20 protein-coding genes and 1 riboswitch are annotated in these 20,997 nt (G+C 29.0%); all 20 genes read right to left on the bottom strand.

The genetic code is table 11. The annotated features are described in order from the left end of the window. Nucleotides 1-31 precede the first annotated feature (31 nt). The 20 genes from N4A48_RS08450 to N4A48_RS08355 all read right to left on the bottom strand — a co-directional run bounded on the left by N4A48_RS08450 (nucleotide 32) and on the right by N4A48_RS08355 (nucleotide 20,985). Nucleotides 32-1,735 carry a [Fe-Fe] hydrogenase large subunit C-terminal domain-containing protein gene (locus N4A48_RS08450; protein WP_293665450.1) on the bottom strand — a complete coding sequence of 568 codons (1,704 nt, stop codon included), beginning with the start codon at nucleotides 1,733-1,735 and terminating at the stop codon, nucleotides 32-34. 97 nt (nucleotides 1,736-1,832) lie between these two features. After that, on the bottom strand, nucleotides 1,833-2,615 hold the full coding sequence (gene ytxC / locus N4A48_RS08445; RefSeq protein ID WP_293665449.1) for a putative sporulation protein YtxC: 783 nt from the start codon (nucleotides 2,613-2,615) through the stop codon (nucleotides 1,833-1,835). Between the two features lie 5 nt (nucleotides 2,616-2,620). Then, entirely contained in the window at nucleotides 2,621-3,382 is a 762-nt protein-coding gene (locus tag N4A48_RS08440) for a DUF6873 family GME fold protein (RefSeq protein ID WP_293665448.1), read from the bottom strand. A gap of 63 nt (nucleotides 3,383-3,445) precedes the next feature. Continuing rightward, nucleotides 3,446-4,387: an ABC transporter permease gene (locus tag N4A48_RS08435; RefSeq protein WP_293665446.1), complete on the bottom strand. Its 942-nt coding sequence runs from the start codon at nucleotides 4,385-4,387 to the stop codon at nucleotides 3,446-3,448. Further along, a complete protein-coding gene (locus N4A48_RS08430) occupies nucleotides 4,380-5,444 on the bottom strand; it encodes an ABC transporter permease (protein WP_293665445.1) in 1,065 nt (354 codons plus the stop codon). The genes N4A48_RS08435 and N4A48_RS08430 overlap by 8 nt, the downstream gene beginning before the upstream one ends. Then, nucleotides 5,434-6,936: an ABC transporter ATP-binding protein gene (locus tag N4A48_RS08425; protein ID WP_293665500.1), complete on the bottom strand. Its 1,503-nt coding sequence runs from the start codon at nucleotides 6,934-6,936 to the stop codon at nucleotides 5,434-5,436. The genes N4A48_RS08430 and N4A48_RS08425 overlap by 11 nt, the downstream gene beginning before the upstream one ends. A gap of 222 nt (nucleotides 6,937-7,158) precedes the next feature. Next, nucleotides 7,159-8,193, bottom strand: coding sequence for a BMP family ABC transporter substrate-binding protein (locus N4A48_RS08420; RefSeq protein ID WP_293665499.1), 1,035 nt, complete (start codon nucleotides 8,191-8,193; stop codon nucleotides 7,159-7,161). A gap of 264 nt (nucleotides 8,194-8,457) precedes the next feature. Further along, the gene (gene grdB, locus N4A48_RS08415) at nucleotides 8,458-9,768 is read right to left on the bottom strand and encodes a glycine reductase complex selenoprotein B (protein WP_293665444.1); all 1,311 of its coding nucleotides are present in this window, start codon (nucleotides 9,766-9,768) and stop codon (nucleotides 8,458-8,460) included. Nucleotides 9,769-9,846: 78 nt separating this feature from the next. Continuing rightward, nucleotides 9,847-11,133 (bottom strand): glycine/sarcosine/betaine reductase component B subunit, encoded by a 1,287-nt coding sequence (locus N4A48_RS08410; RefSeq protein WP_293665443.1) that lies wholly within the window; start codon nucleotides 11,131-11,133, stop codon nucleotides 9,847-9,849. Nucleotides 11,134-11,265: 132 nt separating this feature from the next. Further along, the gene (locus N4A48_RS08405) at nucleotides 11,266-11,646 is read right to left on the bottom strand and encodes a GrdX family protein (protein ID WP_293665442.1); all 381 of its coding nucleotides are present in this window, start codon (nucleotides 11,644-11,646) and stop codon (nucleotides 11,266-11,268) included. A 105-nt stretch (nucleotides 11,647-11,751) separates the two neighbouring features. After that, nucleotides 11,752-11,853: riboswitch (glycine riboswitch) on the bottom strand. A 540-nt stretch (nucleotides 11,854-12,393) separates the two neighbouring features. Next, nucleotides 12,394-13,236, bottom strand: coding sequence for a DegV family protein (locus N4A48_RS08400; protein ID WP_293665441.1), 843 nt, complete (start codon nucleotides 13,234-13,236; stop codon nucleotides 12,394-12,396). Nucleotide 13,237: 1 nt separating this feature from the next. Then, on the bottom strand, nucleotides 13,238-14,080 hold the full coding sequence (locus tag N4A48_RS08395) for a DegV family protein (RefSeq protein ID WP_293665440.1): 843 nt from the start codon (nucleotides 14,078-14,080) through the stop codon (nucleotides 13,238-13,240). A 10-nt stretch (nucleotides 14,081-14,090) separates the two neighbouring features. Next, on the bottom strand, nucleotides 14,091-14,561 hold the full coding sequence (gene trmL, locus N4A48_RS08390) for a tRNA (uridine(34)/cytosine(34)/5-carboxymethylaminomethyluridine(34)-2'-O)-methyltransferase TrmL (RefSeq protein ID WP_293665439.1): 471 nt from the start codon (nucleotides 14,559-14,561) through the stop codon (nucleotides 14,091-14,093). Nucleotides 14,562-14,670: 109 nt separating this feature from the next. After that, nucleotides 14,671-15,834: a DUF362 domain-containing protein gene (locus tag N4A48_RS08385; protein WP_293665498.1), complete on the bottom strand. Its 1,164-nt coding sequence runs from the start codon at nucleotides 15,832-15,834 to the stop codon at nucleotides 14,671-14,673. 14 nt (nucleotides 15,835-15,848) lie between these two features. Next, nucleotides 15,849-16,670 (bottom strand): Cof-type HAD-IIB family hydrolase, encoded by an 822-nt coding sequence (locus N4A48_RS08380; protein ID WP_293665437.1) that lies wholly within the window; start codon nucleotides 16,668-16,670, stop codon nucleotides 15,849-15,851. Between the two features lie 5 nt (nucleotides 16,671-16,675). Then, nucleotides 16,676-17,281 carry a histidine phosphatase family protein gene (locus N4A48_RS08375; RefSeq protein WP_293665436.1) on the bottom strand — a complete coding sequence of 202 codons (606 nt, stop codon included), beginning with the start codon at nucleotides 17,279-17,281 and terminating at the stop codon, nucleotides 16,676-16,678. Further along, a complete protein-coding gene (gene cobS / locus N4A48_RS08370) occupies nucleotides 17,278-18,042 on the bottom strand; it encodes an adenosylcobinamide-GDP ribazoletransferase (RefSeq protein ID WP_293665435.1) in 765 nt (254 codons plus the stop codon). Before cobS ends, N4A48_RS08375 begins: the two co-directional genes overlap by 4 nt. Before the next feature lie 4 nt (nucleotides 18,043-18,046). Further along, nucleotides 18,047-18,607: a bifunctional adenosylcobinamide kinase/adenosylcobinamide-phosphate guanylyltransferase gene (gene cobU, locus N4A48_RS08365; RefSeq protein ID WP_293665434.1), complete on the bottom strand. Its 561-nt coding sequence runs from the start codon at nucleotides 18,605-18,607 to the stop codon at nucleotides 18,047-18,049. Continuing rightward, on the bottom strand, nucleotides 18,537-19,382 hold the full coding sequence (locus tag N4A48_RS08360) for a DUF2225 domain-containing protein (RefSeq protein ID WP_293665432.1): 846 nt from the start codon (nucleotides 19,380-19,382) through the stop codon (nucleotides 18,537-18,539). The genes cobU and N4A48_RS08360 overlap by 71 nt, the downstream gene beginning before the upstream one ends. Nucleotides 19,383-19,476: 94 nt before the next feature. Then, nucleotides 19,477-20,985 carry a VanW family protein gene (locus N4A48_RS08355; RefSeq protein WP_293665431.1) on the bottom strand — a complete coding sequence of 503 codons (1,509 nt, stop codon included), beginning with the start codon at nucleotides 20,983-20,985 and terminating at the stop codon, nucleotides 19,477-19,479. Between the last annotated feature and the right edge of the window lie 12 nt (nucleotides 20,986-20,997).

Genomic DNA, 20,997 nt, shown 5'->3' with positions numbered 1-20,997 from the left:
ACTCAAATACGCTATATCTAAAAAATATTGTTTAATCTTCCTCCTCTCCCTTCATAGCTAATTCTTTTAATTGAGTCAATATCACCTTAGTTTCAGCAGTAGTCTCTCCAAGTAAAGAAGCTATTTCTTGCGCTACTCTCATCTGCTTGTTAATTACATTTTGAGCTGTATTTATTGTATTTAACTTAACTTTTCTTATAGTTTTTCTTTGATTTTCTTCTTTTGTCGTATCTATGTATATTCCAAGCAAAGCGCTATGTTCTTTTAATAAAATTATACTGCTTTGAGTATCCTTATCATACTCTTTCCACTTTAGTTTTTTAGATATAATATCCTCTTTACTATATAAAACGTCTATAAAATATTTAATATCAATATAATCTCCTATATATTCTCCGATTAGTTCCTCTCTTTTTTTCTTTATAACACTTGCCATTGCATTATTTATATCTATTATCTTAAAATCATAACCTACTATCACTATGTAATTTGGAGTTGCTTCAAATATAACATTGCTTACTGCTTCTACTCTATCCTTCATATATCCCATGCACATATGCCTTTGAGCTAACTTCCTATAAACAGCTATAGCCTTATCCCTACAAGTATCATATCCACAAGCACCACAGTTTAATTCATCTTTAACAGTTTTTTTTCCTATAGAAGCTAATATTTCTCTTATTTCATATTCACTTGGAATATCAAATTTTATTCCATAACTCTTAAACTCTTTTTTTAAGCTTAACCCCTTGAATACTTCCCTTATATTGTTCAAATATTTTTGATCTAAACTCCTCTGCCCAGTATATTGTTTTACCCTGTTCTTCCTATAATATATTCCCTTGTCATTCTTAAATCCTACTCCTCCTACACATGATCCCGAACATGCATTAATCTCTATAAACATATTATTAAGTTCATTATTTTCTATACTATTAATTAAGTCCTTAACATTATCCATACCAGAAACCTTTACTTTATTTATCTCTCCCATATTAAAATTCATGCCCTCTTCTACGGGAAATAAAGTAACATCCCCTAACGGCTTATTATCGAATTCTCTTTCTTCAATATCATTTATATCCATATCATTGATTGAATCTATACATTCTTGTATGCTTATAACTTTATCAATAATTCCACCGCTATCATTTAATGACTCATATTTTTTAGATATGCACGGTCCTATAAATACTACCTTTATATCTTCTCCATATATTTTTTTTAGATATTTACCATGAGCTATCATAGGAGAATCCACAGGCATTAAATATTTGATTATATCTTCATGATATTTAGTTATTAGATAATTTATAGTTGGACAACAAGATGATATGTATATATTTTGCTTATTATTTTTTATATATTTTTCATATTCTTCCGTTATAGCTTTTGCTCCAACTATAGTTTCTTCCACTTTATAAAATCCTATTTTTTTAAGAGCTCCTACAAATTTTTTATAATTTATATTTTCTAAATCTGCAACAGAAGAAGGTGCTACACTTGCTACAACTTTATATCCTAATCTTATATATTCTTTAACTTGCCCTAAATAAGACGTCATTTTTTTTGAATGTTGTGGGCATACTTTAAAACAATTTCCACAACCAATACACAATTCTTCTACAAAACAAGACTTGTTATCTTCCATTTTTATAGCTTTAACAGGACATCCCCTTATACACTTATAACAGTTCTTACAATTTACATTTGAGAAATTTAATATATACTTCACGAAATCACCTCCAAAAAGCTTTTTCTATATACTTTTTGTTAATATTATAACATATTTATAAGTTTAAAATGTCAATTAAAGCCAAAAAAATAGAGCATTAAGCTCTATAACCAACCGTAACCCTTCCTTCAAATATAGCTTTTATAGTTTGTATAATCTCTTTTGATAGATTGCTTTCTAAATTATCTTGAATATATATTTGTTTTGGACATAATGTAATCAATGCACTTATTAAAAAGTCCTCTTCATTCATATTTTCTCTTAAAGCTATATCAAACATATCTTCTGCATACGTTTCTTCTAGGTCTTTGTTATCCTTATCATATAGTTTAAATGTTCCATCTTTTTCTATATATAGATTTAAAATCTCTATTTTTTCTTCTTGTACATCTACAAAATACTTCAATAATTTTATAAATTCGTTATAGTCTTTTTCAATTAAATATTCTTCAAATCCTCTATCCTTTAGTTCTAAAATATAATCCATAAAATCTCTTAATCTAAATTTTATAAATCCATTTATATTTAAATAATCATTATCTGAAAGATAAGTATACATCCTATTGAATAAAATTCGTTTTATTTCCTGTTCTTTATTATTAAACAACCCCAAAGAGCATTTATATATGCTATCAACTTCAGATAAATATGTATTTCTATAGCTTGTATTTACAATTTCTTTTAAAACTTTATTTTTAACTTTATTTATAATAAAGTTAGTTAATTGTGAGCATATCAATAGTTTTGTTTGTTGTTTATCTTCATAAACAGGTATGTCTATTTCAATTAATCCTTTTAATTGATTTACATTTTTATCTAATTTGATTTCATTTGCCAATTCTTTATAATTATTGCTTATACCTAAATATATATGTTCCATTAAAGTCACTCCTTTCTAGTCATAACAGGAATTATAGAGCCTAGGTCTATAAGTTTATTTGTTCCCAAAGATATTATTTTTTTACCTCGCTTATTCACAAATTCTTTTATTTTATTGTAATCTGGATGTTTTTTTATATCGCCTAAAAAAGCTAATTCATCACAAGATAAAATACCACTAACACCTCCAATAAAACCATAATTCATATTAAATAAATCTATGCTTCCTGTTTGTATTAATAAGCAGTCTATTTCATTATATTTCAAAACTTCCTTATATATACCTACGTCAGATGTTATTATAGAATTTTGGTCAACAATACATATACAGCATTTACAGTACCCTTGCTTAACATTTATTTTTTTAATATTATTGTCATTTATATATTTAACTATATTTTTATCTGTATATTTGAAATTATGTATTGCATATTCTCCAAATAGTGCCACATTATAGCTTATATTGTATGGATATTTGTTTTTGATATAGTTTGTTCCTTTAATTATATTAAATCTATATTTATTCATTATATTTTTATACTTTTCATATAAATTTGGAGCTACTACTAGGTCCCCTTTTCCTAAATAACACATTTGCATATCTGCATGATATTTAACTGCTTCATATAATTCTTTACATTCACATGTCTTTATTATTTCTATATTTCTATTTTTTGATTCATATTCTATATTTTTAGGTATTCTTCTATCTATTATTATATGACTTACTTTTTCTTTTGGTATAAATGGTCTATCTAAAAATTTCATATTTCACCTCTTAATTCTATTTTCTCCAAATAAAAAAAGGCGATAAAATCGCCTTTTTTAATATTATCTTTCACCTTTTTCATATGGTTGCCCATTAGCTGCTGGCCCATTTCCTTTTCCAACAAATACTATTAGAACAACTAAAGTTATTAAATATGGTACCATTGATAATAGGTTTTCTGATACATTAACTCCTACACTTGGATTTCCTAAGAATACAACAAGTCCTGTAGATGCACCAAATAATAACGATGCAAGCATTGCTCCTTGTGGCTTCCACTTACCAAATATAAGTGCTGCAAGAGCTATATATCCTTGACCTGAAATAAGTGTAGGTCTAAATGTAGAAACTATTGCTAAACTCATTGACGCTCCACCAAAACCTGCAAGAACACCTGATAGTATTACACATAAATATTTCATCTTATATACATTTATTCCTAGAGTATCTGCTGCTTTTGGATGCTCTCCAACAGCTCTTATTCTAAGACCAAGCTTAGTTTTATAAAGTATAAACCAAGTAAGTAAAACTAAAGCAAATGCTATATAAACTGTAGAGTAAGTATTAAATACTATATCCATAAAGCTTCCTTTAGCAAACATACCATTTAATGGTCTTGGCATTTTTTGAGTTAACTCCATAGGTGGAGTCATAGTTGATCCATCAAATAATCTTCTACATAAAAACAATGCAAAACCTGGTGCTAAAAAGTTTATTGCTATACCAGAAACTACATGATCTGCATTAAACTTTATTGTAGCTATTGCATGTAAAAGTGCAAATAAACCACCTGCTATACCAGCTACCAAAAATGCTATCCACGGATTTCCTGTCATTACGGCTGCTGCTGCACCTGCAAAAGCTCCTATAGTCATCATACCTTCAAGCCCTATATTTACAACCCCAGCATTCTCAGAAAAAACTCCTCCTAAAGAAGTAAATATAAGCGGTGTTGAGTACATAAGGGTTGTACTAAGTATCATAGCTAAATTTTTACTAAACATTAGCCTTTCCTCCCCTCATTTTATCTATTATAATTTTTACCATTCTACTTGCTGCAATAAAATAAATTATAGATCCTATAACTATATTTATAACCTCAGTTGGCGCTCCAATATTTTGCATCTTTCCTCCACCATATTTAAGAGCTCCAAATAAGAATCCACCAAATACAGCTCCTATTGGTGTATTATTTCCTATTAAAGCAACTGCGATTCCATCAAATCCAAAGCCTTCTTGAGCCGCAAGTATAGTTATCTTATGGGATACTCCCATAACATGCATAGCCCCTGCTGATCCTGCTAAAAGTCCAGCTATTGCCATTGATATTACCATAGATTTGTTAACATTTATTCCAGCATACTCTGCTGCATATTTGTTAAATCCAACTGCTCTTAGCTCAAATCCTAATACAGTTTTATACAATAAATAAGATATTATAACTATTAATATTAAAGCAACTACTATACCCCAGTTAACGCTTGTCGCTGGTCCAACTAAAGATTTAAGCCATTTTATATCTATAATAGCAGTATCTTGTATATCAAAAGATGCTTCCGTGTGTGGCTTTCTAAAACCTTCTTTCATTATACAGTAGTTTGAAAAATAAAATGCTATCCAGTTTAACATTATGGTAGATATAACCTCATTAACTCCAAACTTAGACTTTAATAATCCTGCTATTGCCCCCCATATAGCTCCAGCTAAACACCCGCTTAGAAGAGTTAATGGAATATGTATAATTGCAGGTAAATGTACGAAATATCCAACAAGAGTTGCAGCTAACGCTCCAACTATAAATTGCCCTTCAGCTCCTATATTGAATAATCCTGTTCTAAATGCAAATGCTACAGATAACCCAGTAAGTATTAAAGGAGTTGCTTTTACTATAGTCCAAGCTACATACTTAGGTTTTCCAAATATTCCTTTAATCATTTCAGCATATCCTTCTATAGGACTAAATCCAGATACACTAAGAACGACAGCTCCAACTAGAAGCCCTAAAAATATAGAAATTAGAGTATACAATAGCGTATCATTAATTATTTTTTTATTCTTCATCTTCAGTACCTCCTGCCATCATAAGACCTAGAGTATTTTCATCAGCGTCTTTAGAGTCTACGATACCAACTATCTTTCCTTCGTAAATTACCGCTATTCTATCAGAAACACTCATAACCTCATCTAATTCTAAAGATACTAAAAGTACTCCTTTTCCTTTATCTCTTTGTTCTACTAATGACTTATGAACAAATTCTATAGCTCCAACATCAAGTCCTCTTGTAGGCTGAGTAGCTATTAATAGGTCAGGGTCATTAGTTACCTCTCTAGCTATGATTATCTTTTGTTGATTTCCTCCTGATAATGCTCTTGCTTTTAAAGTTTCATCTGCTGGTCTTACATCAAACTTATTTATTAAATCCTTTGCAAAATTCTTTATATTATCTTCTAATAATCTGAAGCCTTTTGCAAACTGAGGTTTTGCATAATTTTCAAGAACCATATTCTCTGCAACTGTAAAATCAAGAACTAATCCTCTTTTTTGTCTATCTTCTGGTATATTGTAAAGACCATTTTCAAATATTTCCCTAGGAGTGTTATTAGTTATATCTTTACCATTTATGAAAACGATTCCACTTTCAGCTTTTCTAAGTCCTGTAATTACTTCAACAAGCTCAGATTGCCCATTTCCATCAATTCCAGCAATTCCTAATATTTCTCCTTTTCTTACTTCTAAAGAAAGCTTATTTAAAACGTCTAAGCCTCTATTATCTTTTGCCACTAAATCTTCAACTTTAAAAATTACATCTCCTAAGTTTTGTTCTTTTTTATCAACTTTAAAGTTTACTTCTCTTCCAACCATCATAGCCGCAAGGTCATCTTCAGTAGTTTGTTCAACATCAACAGTGTCTATATACTTACCTCTTCTTATTATAGTACAAAAATCTGCTGCTTCTTTTATTTCTTTTAATTTATGAGTTATTATAATTATTGACTTTCCTTGTTTAGTTAAATTTCTTATTATATTTATTAATTCTTTTATTTCTTGAGGAGTTAAAACTGCTGTAGGTTCATCTAATATAAGAATTTCTGCTCCTCTATATAATGCCTTTAGTATCTCCACTCTTTGCTGCATTCCAACAGTAATATCTTCAACCTTAGCAGTTGGGTCAACATAAAGTCCATATTGTTCAGATATTTTCTTTACATCTTCAATAGCTTTTTTCATATCAATTTTACCTAGTGCACTAGTTGGCTCCATTCCCAGGATAATGTTTTCCGCTACTGTAAAAGGTGGAACTAACATAAAATGCTGATGCACCATTCCTATCCCATTTTCTATAGCTATATTTGGATTGTCTATTAATACCTTCTTTTCATTTATATATATTTCTCCCGAAGTCGGCTGATACAGACCATATAATATATTCATAAGTGTAGATTTACCTGCACCATTTTCTCCAAGAAGTGCATGTACTTCTCCTTTATGGACAGTTAAATCTATATTGTCATTAGCTGTAAAGTTACCAAATTTTTTGGTTATTTCTTTCATTTGTACAACTTTTTTACTAAAATCTACATTTTTTCTTGTATTGTCCAACTTTCATCCCTCCTTAAATCATTTTTTACATTTACCTTTTTAATTATACTAAATTTTTTTTAATATAACAATAAGTTTTAATTTTTTTAAAATTTATTGTTATATATTTTTTTATTATTATATAATAATAAAAACCCAGAAAAATATCTGGGCTTTAATTTTATATATATATTTTTATTTCATAGCTTTAAATTCTTCTTCAGTTGAAGGAACTACTATTTCTCCATCAATTATCTTTTGCTTTTCTTCCTTAACAAATTCTAATATATCTGCTGGAACATTTTTATCACTAGTTGGAGCTATGTCAACTCCACCTTCTGCTAAACCATAAGTTACAGTTGTTCCACCTTCATAAGTTCCCTCTGCTAATTTCTTACTTACATCGTACATTGCATTGTCAACTCTCTTCATTGCTGAAGTTATAACATTATCAGGAGCTAGAGAATTTTGGTCTCTATCAACACCTATTGCATATTTTCCTTCTTCTTTAGCTGCTTCTATCATACCTGTACCAGTATCTCCAGCTGCATGATATAATATGTCAGCTCCATTTGAATACATTTGCTTAGCTATTGCCTTACCTTTTGCTGAATCACTGAATGAGTTTGCATATTGAGTAAGTACTTCTGCTTCTGGATTAGCTTCTTTAACTCCAGCTTTAAATCCATATTCAAATCTTTGAATAAGAGGTACTTCTATTCCACCTATATATCCTACTTTATTAGTCTTAGTCATTTTTCCAGCTATTAATCCTACTAAGTATGAGCATTGCTCTTCTTTAAAAGTTACTCCTATTACGTTTTCAGGAGTTTCATCTCCATAAGAGTTATCTATTATAGCAAACTTTTGCTCTGGGTAATCTTCAGAAGCTTTTTTAATAGCATCTGCCATTTTAAATCCAATTCCCCAAATTAAATCGTTTTCCTGATCTACTAAGTTTTCTATATTTGGAGCATAATCTGCATCTTGTTTAGATTCTTGGTAACTAGCTTTTATTCCTAAATCTGCCTCAGCTTTTTGAAGACCTTCCCATGCAGATTGGTTAAATGATTGGTCATTAACTCCACCTGTATCTGTTACCATACCTACTTTAACTATTTTTTCACCTTCAGCTCCTCCAACATTTTCCTCTGCAGGCTTACCACAACCAACTAACATAGTTCCAAGTAATGTTGCCGTTAATGCAAGAGAAACTAACTTTTTCTTCATTGCCATAAAATGAACCTCCTCATTTGATTTGATTATTTATTTTGCATATCTTCATGAAAACCTTTTCAATAAAGATACATTTAAACTTTTATGTACATTATTATTTTCATTAATATTTGTATTTATTCAAATTATATATTAATGATATGATTATTTATTAAATTGTACTTGCTATAAACATTATATAATATATTAAAGCATTTGTTAAGTATAAATATTATATACTTCAAAAAACGGACAGGTATACACCTGCCCAGTCTTTTTCTAATCTTCAAATACAGTTTGCTCAGAAACTTCTTTAGTTAAAGCTTTCAAACATTTTTCAACTAGTTTTCTTCTAAGTGATTTTTCATCCTTAGCTTCTAAAGCTGGATTTCCTAGAGGATGAGGTATTGCTATAGCTGGAACTATTCTATTTGCTCCAACAGTTAAAGATATAGGAACTACTGTACAAATATGAACAACAGGTATTCCTGCTCTTTCTATTTCTTTTACCATCGTTGCACCACAACGAGTACAAGTACCTCACGTAGAAGTTAAGATAACCGCATCTACTTTATCTTCAATTAATTCTTTAGAGAATTCACTAGCATATTTCTTTGAATTTGCAACAGATGTACCATTACCTACTGTAGTATAGAAGTATTTATGAAGTTCTCCTATAACTCCTTCTTTCTCTAAATCTCTTAAAACATCAACAGGTATTACTCTATCAGAATCTTCATTTGCATAAACTGGATCATATCCACCATGAGCAGTTTCATGTGTTTGCTCAGTTAAATTATCAAATCCAGATATATCATATTTCCCGTATTTAGATGCTGAAGACGATTCTATTCTATCAGGATTTCCTTTTGGAACTATTCCTCCTGAAGTTACAATTGCTATTTTACACTTTGATAAATCTTTTACTGCTGGATTTGGATCTACTCTATCAAAATCAGGCATAGGATACTCAGTTACGTATTCTTCACCCTTTAATTTTTTAATCATCATATCTACAGCTCTTGTAGATCCTTTAGTATCAGAGAAGTAATTTACTCTAACTCCTCTTTCAATGTAACTTTCTTCTTTAGGCGAACCTATAGTTTCATTTTTTGCAAGTTTTAATGCAAATTTAGCAACACTTGGAAGAGCCTTTCTCATACCAGCAGCTGAGTTACTTGTCTCAATTATATAAAGTTCTTTTTTGAACATATCTGCTCCTGGATTTTCAGGATACATACCAGTAAGCACAGGTATATTAAGCTGATCTTTTACTTCTTTAGTAATAGTTCCAGCTGCTACTCCATATCTTCCTGCATTAAATGCCGGTCCAGCTATAAATAAATCAGGATTAAATTGTTTTATCATATCCATAACTTCTTTTTTTGCAGACTCTAAGTTTTCATTGAAATATGAGTCTCCACAAACTACAGTTGCTACAAGATCTGCTTCTTCACCTAAAAGCTTATCTAAATTTTTACTAATAGGAGGCATTTCCTCCATAATCAAAGGCTTAGTATCTGCCTTTTCCTCTCCTCCGATTCCTGCGAAAAACTGATTAATATAATGAACTACTTTTATTTTTTCCACTACGCTCACCCCTCTCAGGTTTTTTATAACGAATAGGAAATTATATTCCTCGTTAAATTAAGATAAGATTAATCTATTCTAATATCCTTTAGTAGTTAAATATCCAAATCCTGTTTCATTTGTAGCACCTGTTATAGCCTGAATTTCTACTTCTATACTTCCATCTTTTCTTAAGCTTCCATCAAATCCACCAGCTATTGTATCTACAAATTCTACATGTCCTATAACTTTATCCATTGGAGGTAATACGATAACTTGATTAGCATTTCCTCCTGTAACAACTGCATCCGCTTTAGGATCTGCATCTGCTAATGATTGAGACGCTCCATCTCTTCCTGCATATTCATCTGTTACAATAACAGTCTTAACTCCTTGACCTTCAATTTTTTTACAGTTCATTATAAGATCTGTATCAGGATTTCCAAATCCTTCTTGAGAAACTATTGCACCATCTAATCCTAAATATTTACATAATTTAGCAGTCCAATTCGAAGATCTTTCTTTATCAGCAAGATAAACATTTTCATTTGTTATAATAATACCTACAAAATTTATTTCTTTTCCATGTTTCTCATATAAATCATGTACTATAGAGTTGTTAACATGTACATAAGTAGGATTTTTATCACAAGCAGATACACAGTTTCCACTTACTATTGCTCCATCCATTATTTCTGTTGGATATAGTAAAGTTGGAACTATTTTTTTTGCATCAACTCCATATACATATGTATCATGTAATAATCCTTGTGTTTGAAGCATATATACATATCCTACCTTTGGAAGATTAGGATATTTTTTAACTGATTCAAGTAGTGGTTCAGTTTCATAGACTTTAGTTTCATCTGGTTCAACATTTCTACCAGCTTCTCCTAAGTATATTGCAGCTTTAAATCCAACCATTCGAACAGCCTTTTCATGTTCATATTGATTTAATCCCTCTACAGGTTCAGCTGTAATTACTATATTTAATAATTTAGAAAAAGGAGTATATTCAGCTCCCGGGCCAGACATATCAACTATACCCTCTTGGAATCCTACTATTTTACCAGTAGTAACAACAGCAGCTCCTTTAAGTACATGAGTTCTTCCACTACCCACAGTATCTACCTTTGATAATACTCCAGGGAATATTCCTCCCGGACCATCAACCTTAACTCTTGGTTCTATAACGTCTTTAACTGGAGTTATTCTTACACTTTCTCCTGGACGAGCAATTTCAATCTCAATTGACTTTATATGCTCATCTCCTCCAATTTCTTTAATCATCTCATCTTTATTTACATATAATATTCCACCTTCAACCTTAGTTTCATTGTGAAATTTTACATCCTTAATAAAGATATTTCCTAATTCTAGACGCATAATGTCACCTCCCTTTTTATTTAAAAGACTAAACTCGAATTTAATTTATTCAATTTTAATCTTTAAAAACTTACAAATACTTCTTAATTATTAATTTATATAAACAGATTCAGTTATAATATTTATAGACTTTTACTTGACATAATAATTTACTGTTTCTATTACATTTTTCATCAAATCAAAATCTATAACTTTAAAATCTTCTAATACTGTATCTGTCCATAATGGTGTTTTAAAATTGTTTTGAAATTTTTTGGTAGTCTCTATAGCCTTTTCTATAAGTAAAAGCGAATCAGTATCTAATTCTTCTACATCATCTATCATTATAGATTTGTAAGGGGTCTCATTCGGCTTTATACTTCCAGCTAATGGATGTGTCAATAATTTATATTTATTGTGTACATAATTCCTACAAGTATTCAGTATTTGTAAAAAATCACCCTCTATATACTCTACTTCATACCTACCATCAAATTTTTCTACTACTAATGAATTATTAGTAATTATCTTCATATAATCATCTCCTCTGAAAAATATATTTCAGAATTTTCTGTATTTGAACTTTAAAAAAAGAGAAGTGATGTCCTAAGAATCACTTCTCTGTTTAGTCCAGAGACCTGTCCAAACAAGGTCCTTTTGCCTGAGAATTTCATTTTATTTTTTAGGTTAAAATAAAATTTGTCCCTTCGGCGGCATATAGCTCTCTCCCTTATTCTTCGTCCAGCGACTATTTAATTTTTTTATATTTCTTAAGTATATTATAAATAAAAGTTATAATTTTATCAATGGAAATACTGATTTTTTTCTATAATCGTTCGACAGCTGGTAACCATGATTATTTTTCTATCTTTTTTAAATATTTTTTGATTTTTTTCTCTTGTTTATGCTTTTTATTTACAATTCGACAAATAATCCTGTTGTGGTTTGTTTTTTTTTAACACCCCCTTTACTTGTATTAATTAAACCTATTTTTCTTTTAATTTTTAAAACCGCACTTTATAATTTTGATTATAATAAATATTCAATAATTTAAAATAAAAACCTTCAAATAAAAATGTATTTTTCAATATAGTTAATTTTGTTGTTTTATTTTCTTTTTTCATGACGTACACTATAAATTTATACAGCATGAATTTATATCCATGTATAAAACCTCCTAATCTATAAAATTTTATAATTGAGAAATATTAGTATATAAAAAATACTTCCGTTTTTACGAAAGTATTTTTTATATACTAATATGAATTTATATTTCTCTAATTATTTTTTCATATAAAATATCGCTATAGTTCCAGGACCTGCATGTGTTCCTATGGCCGCTCCTATATTTGTGACTATTATATCCTTAGGTTTTAACTCTTCTTTTATAACTCTTTTGAATTCATTTAACAACTCTTCATTATCAGCATGACCTATTCCTATAACCTGACTTTGTATATCAGTGCTTCTTTTTTTAGCTAGTTCTATCATCTTAGATATAACTTTTTTCTTACCTCTAACTTGATCAAGTTGAGACACAAGACCTTCTTTAACAGTAAGTATCGGCTTTATATTTAATATAGTTCCTATAGCTGCCTTAGTTGATGAAATTCTTCCTCCTTTTTGAAGGTATTCCAATGTATCAACTGTAAATATATGATCTACTCTATTTTTCATATCTTCTAATTCTAATAAGATTTCTTGAACTTTTTTTCCTTCCTTAGCCATTTGAGCTGCTTTTAAAACCATAATACCACATCCAAAGGACAAAGCCATAGTATCAAATATATGTATATTATCCTTTTCAATTAAGTCTCTAGCTATAACAGATGATTGATATGTACCAGTTGCTCTAGAAGAACAAGCTATATAAATTATATGCTCATATGTTTTTAAATACTTTTCGAAAGCTTCTCTAAATTGCTCTGGTGTAACCTGACTTGTTTTAGGTATTGTTGAGCTTTCCTTAAGTTTTTTATAAAATTCTTCACTAGTTATATCTATTCCGTCTCTATATTCAACATCTTCAAATATAACTGTAAGGGGGAGCACTTCGATGTCAAATTTTTTTATCAAGTCTTTGGGTAAATCTGACAAACTATCTGCTACTATTTTTATGCTCATATTACGCCTCCCTTTCAAAGTAAATAGCTACAGCATTTAGTCCTGAATATGATGCTATAGTACAACCTACATCAGAAACTATTATTTGTTTTGGATTGAATTCATTAATTATATCCGTTTTTAACTTTTCCATATAATCAACATCATTTGCATGATTAATGCCTATAACCTTATCACTAATATCTATATTATTGCTTTTTATGTAATCAGTTAACCACTTTATAGCTTTTTTTCTTCCTCTGACTTTACCTTTTACTACTAACTCTCCATCTTTCATTGTAGTTATAGGCTTTATATTTAAAAAGTTAGCTAAAATGTACTGACTTTTGCTTATCCTTCCACCCTTATATGCATATTCTAATGTATCAAATACTATTAAATACTCCATATTAGCTATCATTCGTTGTATTCTTGTCTTTATTTCATCAAGTGACTTTCCCTCTTTAGCCATTTTAGCAGCTTGTATTACTATTAGACCATACCCTAAAGTTATTCCTCTTGAATCCATAACTTCTATTTTTCTATCAGAAAGTTCATTTTTTGCAATAACAGCCGAATTATATGTTCCACTCATTTTAGAAGACATTAAAATCGCTAATACTTCATTGGAATTTTTAGTTATTTCATCAAATGTTTCTATAAATTCAAAAGGAGTTATTTGACTGGTTTTAGGAAATTCATTATTGTTTTTTATTCTCTCAAATACTTCATTAGGAGTTATATCTACTCTATCCTTGTATGTGTTTTCTCCAAATATAATATTTAGATTCATAACTTTTATATCATATTTTTCAATGTACTCTTTAGGTAAATCAGATACACTATCTGTAACTATTTTTACCATATTCCCCCTCCTATCTCATGTCTGGATAACCAATTTGTCTTAATGCTTCATATGCAACTATAGCAACAGAATTAGATAGATTTAATGATCTAGCTCTTTCTATATTTCTCATTGGTACTCTTATACACGTTTCTTTATTGTCATCCAACAACGCTACAGGAAGTCCTTTAGTTTCTTTTCCAAATACTATAAAACAACCTTTTTCATATTTTACATCACTATGATTTTGATTAGTTTTTGTCGTTGCATAAAAAAACTTTGCATTCTTATTTTTATCTTTAAGTTCGTCAAAATTATCGTAATATTGAACATCTGCTAAATCCCAATAATCAAGTCCTGCTCTTTTTAGATATTTATTATCCATAGAAAAACCAAGAGGTCTTACTAAATGTAGTTTTGCTCCAGTTGCAGCACATGTTCTTATTATATTTCCTGTATTTTGAGGTATTTCAGGCTCTACTAAAACTATATTTATTGACATACGTACTCTCCTATTCTCAATATTAATATTAATTCTAAATTAAGTTCCACTTTGTAAAGTGAAACTTAATTCAGAATAATTATATATTAATTTTTTCCTTAAAACAACTCTATAGCTTTGCTAATAGTTTCATTAATAACGGCCTTTTTATATCAACAGCTTCCACAGGACATAATTCTTGGCAGCAAAAACATCTTATACAACCATCTAAATCCACTATAGGTCTGTTATCTATCATTTCTATAACCTTAGGAGGACAATTATTTGCACAATCTCTACATCCTACACATTTGTCATGTATGAATATGGGTTTTGGCTGTAAAAGATTATTTAGTATTTCTCTTAAGAATTTTGGTAATTTTCCATCTAATAAGTCTAAGCTTCTTATCTCAGGAATTATAAAATCATCTATTCTAAAATTTTCTATATTATCTCCTTTTAATTCTATATCTTCAAAGGTTCCAAGGCATAGATTTCTTTCTACACACCTTTGAATAGTAGGAACTTTAACAGGCTTTAATCCAATAATATTAGTTGCTACTACGTCTAGATGATATGGGCTTGTAGATGCTATAACAACTCCTATATCTCTTGCATCTCCTGCACTAGGACCTTCTCCTTGCATCCCAACTATACCATCCATAAAAGATAATATAGGCTTAGATGCCATACATATATCAACCAAAGCATTTGAAAAATCAACATTTTCTGGCATTCTAACATGATACTCTGCTTTTTCAAGACCTGCAACTACTCCAAACATATTTTTAACTGCTCCTGTGAACATCATCATTCCATGTGTCTTTAATTTTGAAACCGATATAACCTTATCCACTTCATTTAAAACTTCAATAGCAGTTATTTTTTTCAATATTAATCCATTTTCATTCTTAATTTCTACTGAATTTGTGTTATAATTTAGTTTTGCTCCTACATCCTTTGCTATTTCTTCTATTCCACACGCCTTGTATACTCCTTTTAATAAATTAACATTAAAAGGACCTCCAGGGCTATCTCCTATGATAACTTTAGCTCCGTATTCTATAATAGTTTGTGCTAATGCTTTTGCAAATATAGGATGTGTAGTAGTTGCATCTTCTGGCTTTTTCTTCATTAAAAGGTTTAATTTTAATAAAATCGTATCATCTTTATTTATATATTTATCTATTCCTCCTAAATTTTCAAAGGATTGTTCTATTGATTTTTTTACTAAACTATAATTATATTCTTTACACCCAATTATAGATACAATTTCTTTTTTCAATACGTTCACAACCTTCTTCAATATTATATATCCAATAGTTCATTTAAGGCTTTAGCTACTCCACCTCTATCATTAGAATCTGTTATGAAATTAGCCTGTTTCTTTACCTTATCTTCAGAATTTCCCATAGCTACTCCCATTCCAGCATATTCTATCATACTCAGATCATTAAAATTGTCTCCAAATGTTATTATTTCTTCTTGCTTTACTCCAAAATACTCTGCAAGTTTTTTAACTGCTTCCCCTTTACTTACACCTTTATTCATAACCTCTATATTATTATGCCATGATTTGCTAACCTCTATATTATCTATCTTTTTAAGTTCATTTTTTACTTTATTTAATTTATCTAAATCATCATCAATTACTACAAATTTTAATATATTATCCGTATTTTCTATATATTCTATAGGATCATCCATTATCTGTATATTCAATCTATTCTCTTCTGTTTGAGTTTCATTCCATTTAGAGTATTTAAGAGATGAATATTTAAGTTCTTTACAATAAAATCCACTATCATTATAAAAATGATAGTACATACCAAATTTTTCACATATATTAGCTACTTTCTTACAGTCATCTTGATGTATGGTATTTTCATATAATGTATTGTTAGTTTTCTCTTCTCTTATAATAGCTCCATTACAAGCTATTATAGGAGTATCTAGTTCTAGTAAGTTTGAATAATATCTAGCAGATGTATATATTCTTCCTGTAGCTATTGCCACCTTAATTCCAATTTTTTTTGCTTTTTTTAAAGCTTCCTTGTTCTCTTTAGGAATTTCTTTATGGTCACTTAAGAGTGTTCCATCCATATCCGTTACTATTAATTTATATTTCATTTTTATCACCTCAAATGTTCAGTATTATTTAAATTGTGTATAACTGAAAAATTATCAACAACCTCAACTATAGTCATACTACAATTATCTATTTTAAAATTCCAGTGAAATGCATGATCTTTATTTATAAGGTGGGATAAGCAAGCTCTTATAACTCCAGCATGTGATACTATTAATACAGTTTTATCATCTTGAGTTTTAATTATATCATCTATTTTTTTAGCTATCCTGTCGTGAAATCCTATCATATTTTCCCCATTTGGAAAGTTATATTTAAAAGATTCATTTTTTAATCTTTCATATTCTTCTTTATGGTTATACTCTATCTCTTTAAACGTTAACCCTTCAAAATCACCAAAGTTCATTTCTTTAAATTCGTCACAAATATTTATATCTATATTATTTGTTTTAGATATCTCTTTAGCAGTATTTATCGCTCGCTTTAGAGGGCTTGAGTATATCAAGTCTATTTTTTCATCTTTTAGCCTTATACTAGTTTTCTTTACTTGATTCTTACCTGTATCACTTAATTTACTGTCTATAAACCCAGAAAGCTTCATGCTTTCATTATCTAATGTTAATCCATGTCTTATGAATATAAATTTTATCAAATATATACCCCCAAACAAATAAACAGCAAATATATTAACTCTGTAAGTTCACAAATGCAACCTAATATATCTCCTGTTATTCCACCTATTATGTTAGTTATATACTTAGTGTAAATTCTAATTAAAATCCACAATACAATCATAAATATTATATTATAAATCATTAGTTTTAATCCAAAATCAAAAAACATATTTAATAATAAAATATATAGTATAGTAAAAATACAGCATATAGCTATTTGTTTTTTATTTATTTTACCTATAAATACATTTCCCATACCATTTTTTCTAGGACTTTTGCTTTTATACGAGGCAAAAGCTATAGATAACCTTCCATATATAGGCATCAATATTGTTGTATAATACATATTCATATCTAAAGATTTATATATAAACCCTATTTTTAAAAGCACTAGAAACAATATAGCCAAAAGCCCATTAGTTCCAAGCCTTGAGTCCTTCATAATCTCTAATATTCTTTCCTTATCTCTATAGCTATAAATCCCATCAAATGTATCTCCAACACCATCTAAATGAAGTCCTCCAGTCAATATAACTCCACAAAGCACAAATATTATACTTCCTATATACGAATCAAATAATTCTGTACTAATATATGTAACTAAAAAATATAATATACCTAATATAAGTCCAACTGTAGGAAAATATATCATGCCTTTATTAAAATTTTCATCAAATTCTATATTGGCTTTAACAGGTATTCTAGTCAAAAATGTTAATATACCTAAAAATCTGTTCATAGTTTTACCCCTTAACCTTTACAGGTATAGAGCTTACAACTAAATATACCTCATCACTTAATGTAGCTATCTTTTGATTAATTCTTCCTGCTATATCCCTATATATTCTAGACAATCTGTTCTCAGGAACTATTCCCATTCCTAACTCATTTGTTACAAATACAAAATATAAATCCGTATTTTTTATTGAGTCTATTAATTTTTCAATTTGCTCATTTATATAATATTCTATGACATCAATTTTTTTTCTTGATATATTATCCCAATCTACATCAAAATCAAACATAAGATTATTTACAAGTAATGTTACACAATCCAATAAAACAGTATCATGTTTTTTTTCTATATCATCTATTATATTATGTATATCTTTGTATGCTTCATACGTATTCCAATATTGTGGTCTTGATTCTTTATGTTTTTTTATTCTATCCTTCATTCCATCGTCAAAAGCTATAGAAGTAGCTATATAAGCTACTTCTTTTGATTCTACTTTACAAAGCTCCTCTGAAAAAGAACTTTTTCCTGACCTTGCGCCCCCTGTTACCATCACTATTTTGCTCAATCTCTGTTCTCTCCTCTTGTTTTTTTTCATTTTCTTCAATATTATTGCTTTCATTATCAGATTCTTCACCGCATTTTTCATCTTCGCTATTTAATTGTTTAAATTTTTTATGTTCCTCTATAGCAGTAGACCATTGATTTCTAACCATATTTTCTAAAAGTCTCTTTCTTTTTATATTAGGGTCCTTTAAAGCTGCTTGAAACCATTTTAAAGACTCTTCATAGTTTTGAAATTTTCTGTTCAATTCACCTATTAAATATGACATAGTTGCAGAGTCAATTCCTGCCATAGGAAATGTTTCTTTTGAAAAACAATCAGCGAATATAGTCAATGCATATTTCTGAAATTTAATTTCAAGCTCCTTCTCCCCTTTTAATTTATACAACCAAGATAATCTAAGGGCTAATCCTCCTATATAAGAGTTCTCCCAATTAAGTATATTTCCTTCATGTATAGCCAATTTATGAGTTTGTATAGCCTCGATTACATTTCTTTTATTTCCGTAATCTTTTGGATTCCAAATGCTTGTTATATTTTCTTTTATTAAAGAATGGTGATACTTCTTTATACTATTAAATTTACTCTCCAAAGCCGCATATCCACATTTAGAACATACCCATACTGAATAGAAGTATGGATTTACAGTTTTATAATGAACATACAAATCGGTGTCTCTTTTATCTATTCTAAGAGCAGAACTCTTTACTTTTTTTGTAGTGAACTCATTTTTACATATAGGGCACTTTACTTTTTTGTCATATAATTCTCTATCCAATTAATTCCACCTCTTCTTAAAAATAGACTATAGGTCTATTCTACTACCTATAGTCTATATCGTCAAAGCATGTTTAATTATAAAATCCTATTTTTTAGTCAAATATCAAATCATCTAAATTATCGTCAGTATTTTGATCTATCTCTTCTGTATTTTGATTTGTATTATCTGTATTTTGACTTTGGTTTACATCACCTGGATTTGTATCTATTTGAGTATCCACATTATTAGTTGGAATAGACTCTTCCTCTTTTACATCTTGTGTATTATTAGTTTGACTTATCTTCTTGGCACCTTTATATACAACTTTTTTTCTCGGAGGGTAGTAACTCTTAGATATAAGTTCTTTTTTTGCTACCTTTCCATTTTCATAGTAGATTCTATATGTATCTACCTTATAACCATCCCTTCCTTTATCATCTATTCGTTCTTTTCCTAATGCTAAATTCGGGTCTTCTTTAACCTCAACTTGTCTTGGTATTTTCTTTGTAACAGTAGTAGTTATACCTATATTTCTTTTATCACTTGAATTTCCATAAACTCTTGATATCACCATATTTGAAACAATTATATTTTCTATATATATAGGATTTTTATAATAATTCTTAAATTTAAAATCTGTGCTTCCAAACACTAGAGTTGCATCTCTTCCCTTTGTTACATAAGATGATGGTATTGTATGATTTCTTCTATCTGTTATAGTAAGTCCAGAATAAAGAGCTGCATTGTATAATGTAGATGATACCTGACATACTCCACCAGCTACCCCCTCTTGTAGCTGTCCTTGTACTATAATCGGAGCCATCTTAAAACCTTGAGCTATACCTCTTTTACCTGTAGTATCGTTAAATGAAAATTCTTCTCCTGGATTTAATAAGACTCCATTGACTTTTTGAGCTGCAAGCTTAAGATTGTAACTTCTGTTATAATTTCCTGCATTAAATTTTGTTGAAAATTCTCCTAACAAAGTATTTATTTTAGATAAATATTCTTTAGTTACCTGAGCATGTATTTCTTTTCCTGATATACTTATATCTGAATAGTTATTATTTTGTATATTATGAAGTAAAGTTTCTTTTAATTTTTCTTTATCTATTATATAACCATTAGTTTCTGGTGTTATATTTATAACATGATTTTTTATATCTATTTTGGCATTTTGTGGTTCTTTATCTATTTTATTAGCTATTTTATTTAAACCATCATCAAGCTTTTGGTCATCATACTCCATTTTAAGTGTTACAGTTATTTGATGATTTCTTTTAATATCGATTAAAGTCTTCATATTATATATAAAGTTTTTATTTCTTCCAACCTCATACGCTAATTCAATAGCTTGTTCAGTCTTAAAATTTAATCCTATATCATTAAAATTCAAATCAAAAGCCTGATTATTATGTATAAGCTTTATAGATTTTTTATTATAAGTTGAACTTAATAAACTTCTAGCTTCTTCTTTTGATAATCCTCCTACATAAACATCATTTATAGATACATTTTCATATATCTTATCATCATTTTTAAGAGAATGACTCCATAAAATAATACCTGCTAAGAATACTATTAAAATAGATCCTGAAATTAAAATTATATTCTTTTTCAATTAAACTTCCTC

Source organism: Tepidibacter sp. (assembly GCF_025210165.1).
Taxonomy (GTDB): domain Bacteria; phylum Bacillota; class Clostridia; order Peptostreptococcales; family Peptostreptococcaceae; genus Tepidibacter_A.
The sequence above is the reverse complement of the archived record's forward strand: the minus strand, read 5'-3'. Positions and strand labels throughout refer to the sequence as shown.

Excerpts from the sequence above, each read along its gene's own strand:
- ytxC (WP_293665449.1), bottom strand. The coding sequence starts at position 2,615 with ATGGAACATATATATTTAGGTATAAGCAATAATTATAAAGAATTGGCA.
- N4A48_RS08440 (WP_293665448.1), bottom strand. The coding sequence starts at position 3,382 with ATGAAATTTTTAGATAGACCATTTATACCAAAAGAAAAAGTAAGTCAT.
- N4A48_RS08435 (WP_293665446.1), bottom strand. The coding sequence starts at position 4,387 with ATGTTTAGTAAAAATTTAGCTATGATACTTAGTACAACCCTTATGTAC.
- N4A48_RS08430 (WP_293665445.1), bottom strand. The coding sequence starts at position 5,444 with ATGAAGAATAAAAAAATAATTAATGATACGCTATTGTATACTCTAATT.
- N4A48_RS08425 (WP_293665500.1), bottom strand. The coding sequence starts at position 6,936 with ATGAAAGAAATAACCAAAAAATTTGGTAACTTTACAGCTAATGACAAT.
- N4A48_RS08420 (WP_293665499.1), bottom strand. The coding sequence starts at position 8,193 with ATGAAGAAAAAGTTAGTTTCTCTTGCATTAACGGCAACATTACTTGGA.
- N4A48_RS08410 (WP_293665443.1), bottom strand. The coding sequence starts at position 11,133 with ATGCGTCTAGAATTAGGAAATATCTTTATTAAGGATGTAAAATTTCAC.
- N4A48_RS08405 (WP_293665442.1), bottom strand. The coding sequence starts at position 11,646 with ATGAAGATAATTACTAATAATTCATTAGTAGTAGAAAAATTTGATGGT.
- N4A48_RS08400 (WP_293665441.1), bottom strand. The coding sequence starts at position 13,236 with ATGAGCATAAAAATAGTAGCAGATAGTTTGTCAGATTTACCCAAAGAC.
- N4A48_RS08395 (WP_293665440.1), bottom strand. The coding sequence starts at position 14,080 with ATGGTAAAAATAGTTACAGATAGTGTATCTGATTTACCTAAAGAGTAC.
- trmL (WP_293665439.1), bottom strand. The coding sequence starts at position 14,561 with ATGTCAATAAATATAGTTTTAGTAGAGCCTGAAATACCTCAAAATACA.
- N4A48_RS08380 (WP_293665437.1), bottom strand. The coding sequence starts at position 16,670 with ATGAAATATAAATTAATAGTAACGGATATGGATGGAACACTCTTAAGT.
- cobS (WP_293665435.1), bottom strand. The coding sequence starts at position 18,042 with ATGAACAGATTTTTAGGTATATTAACATTTTTGACTAGAATACCTGTT.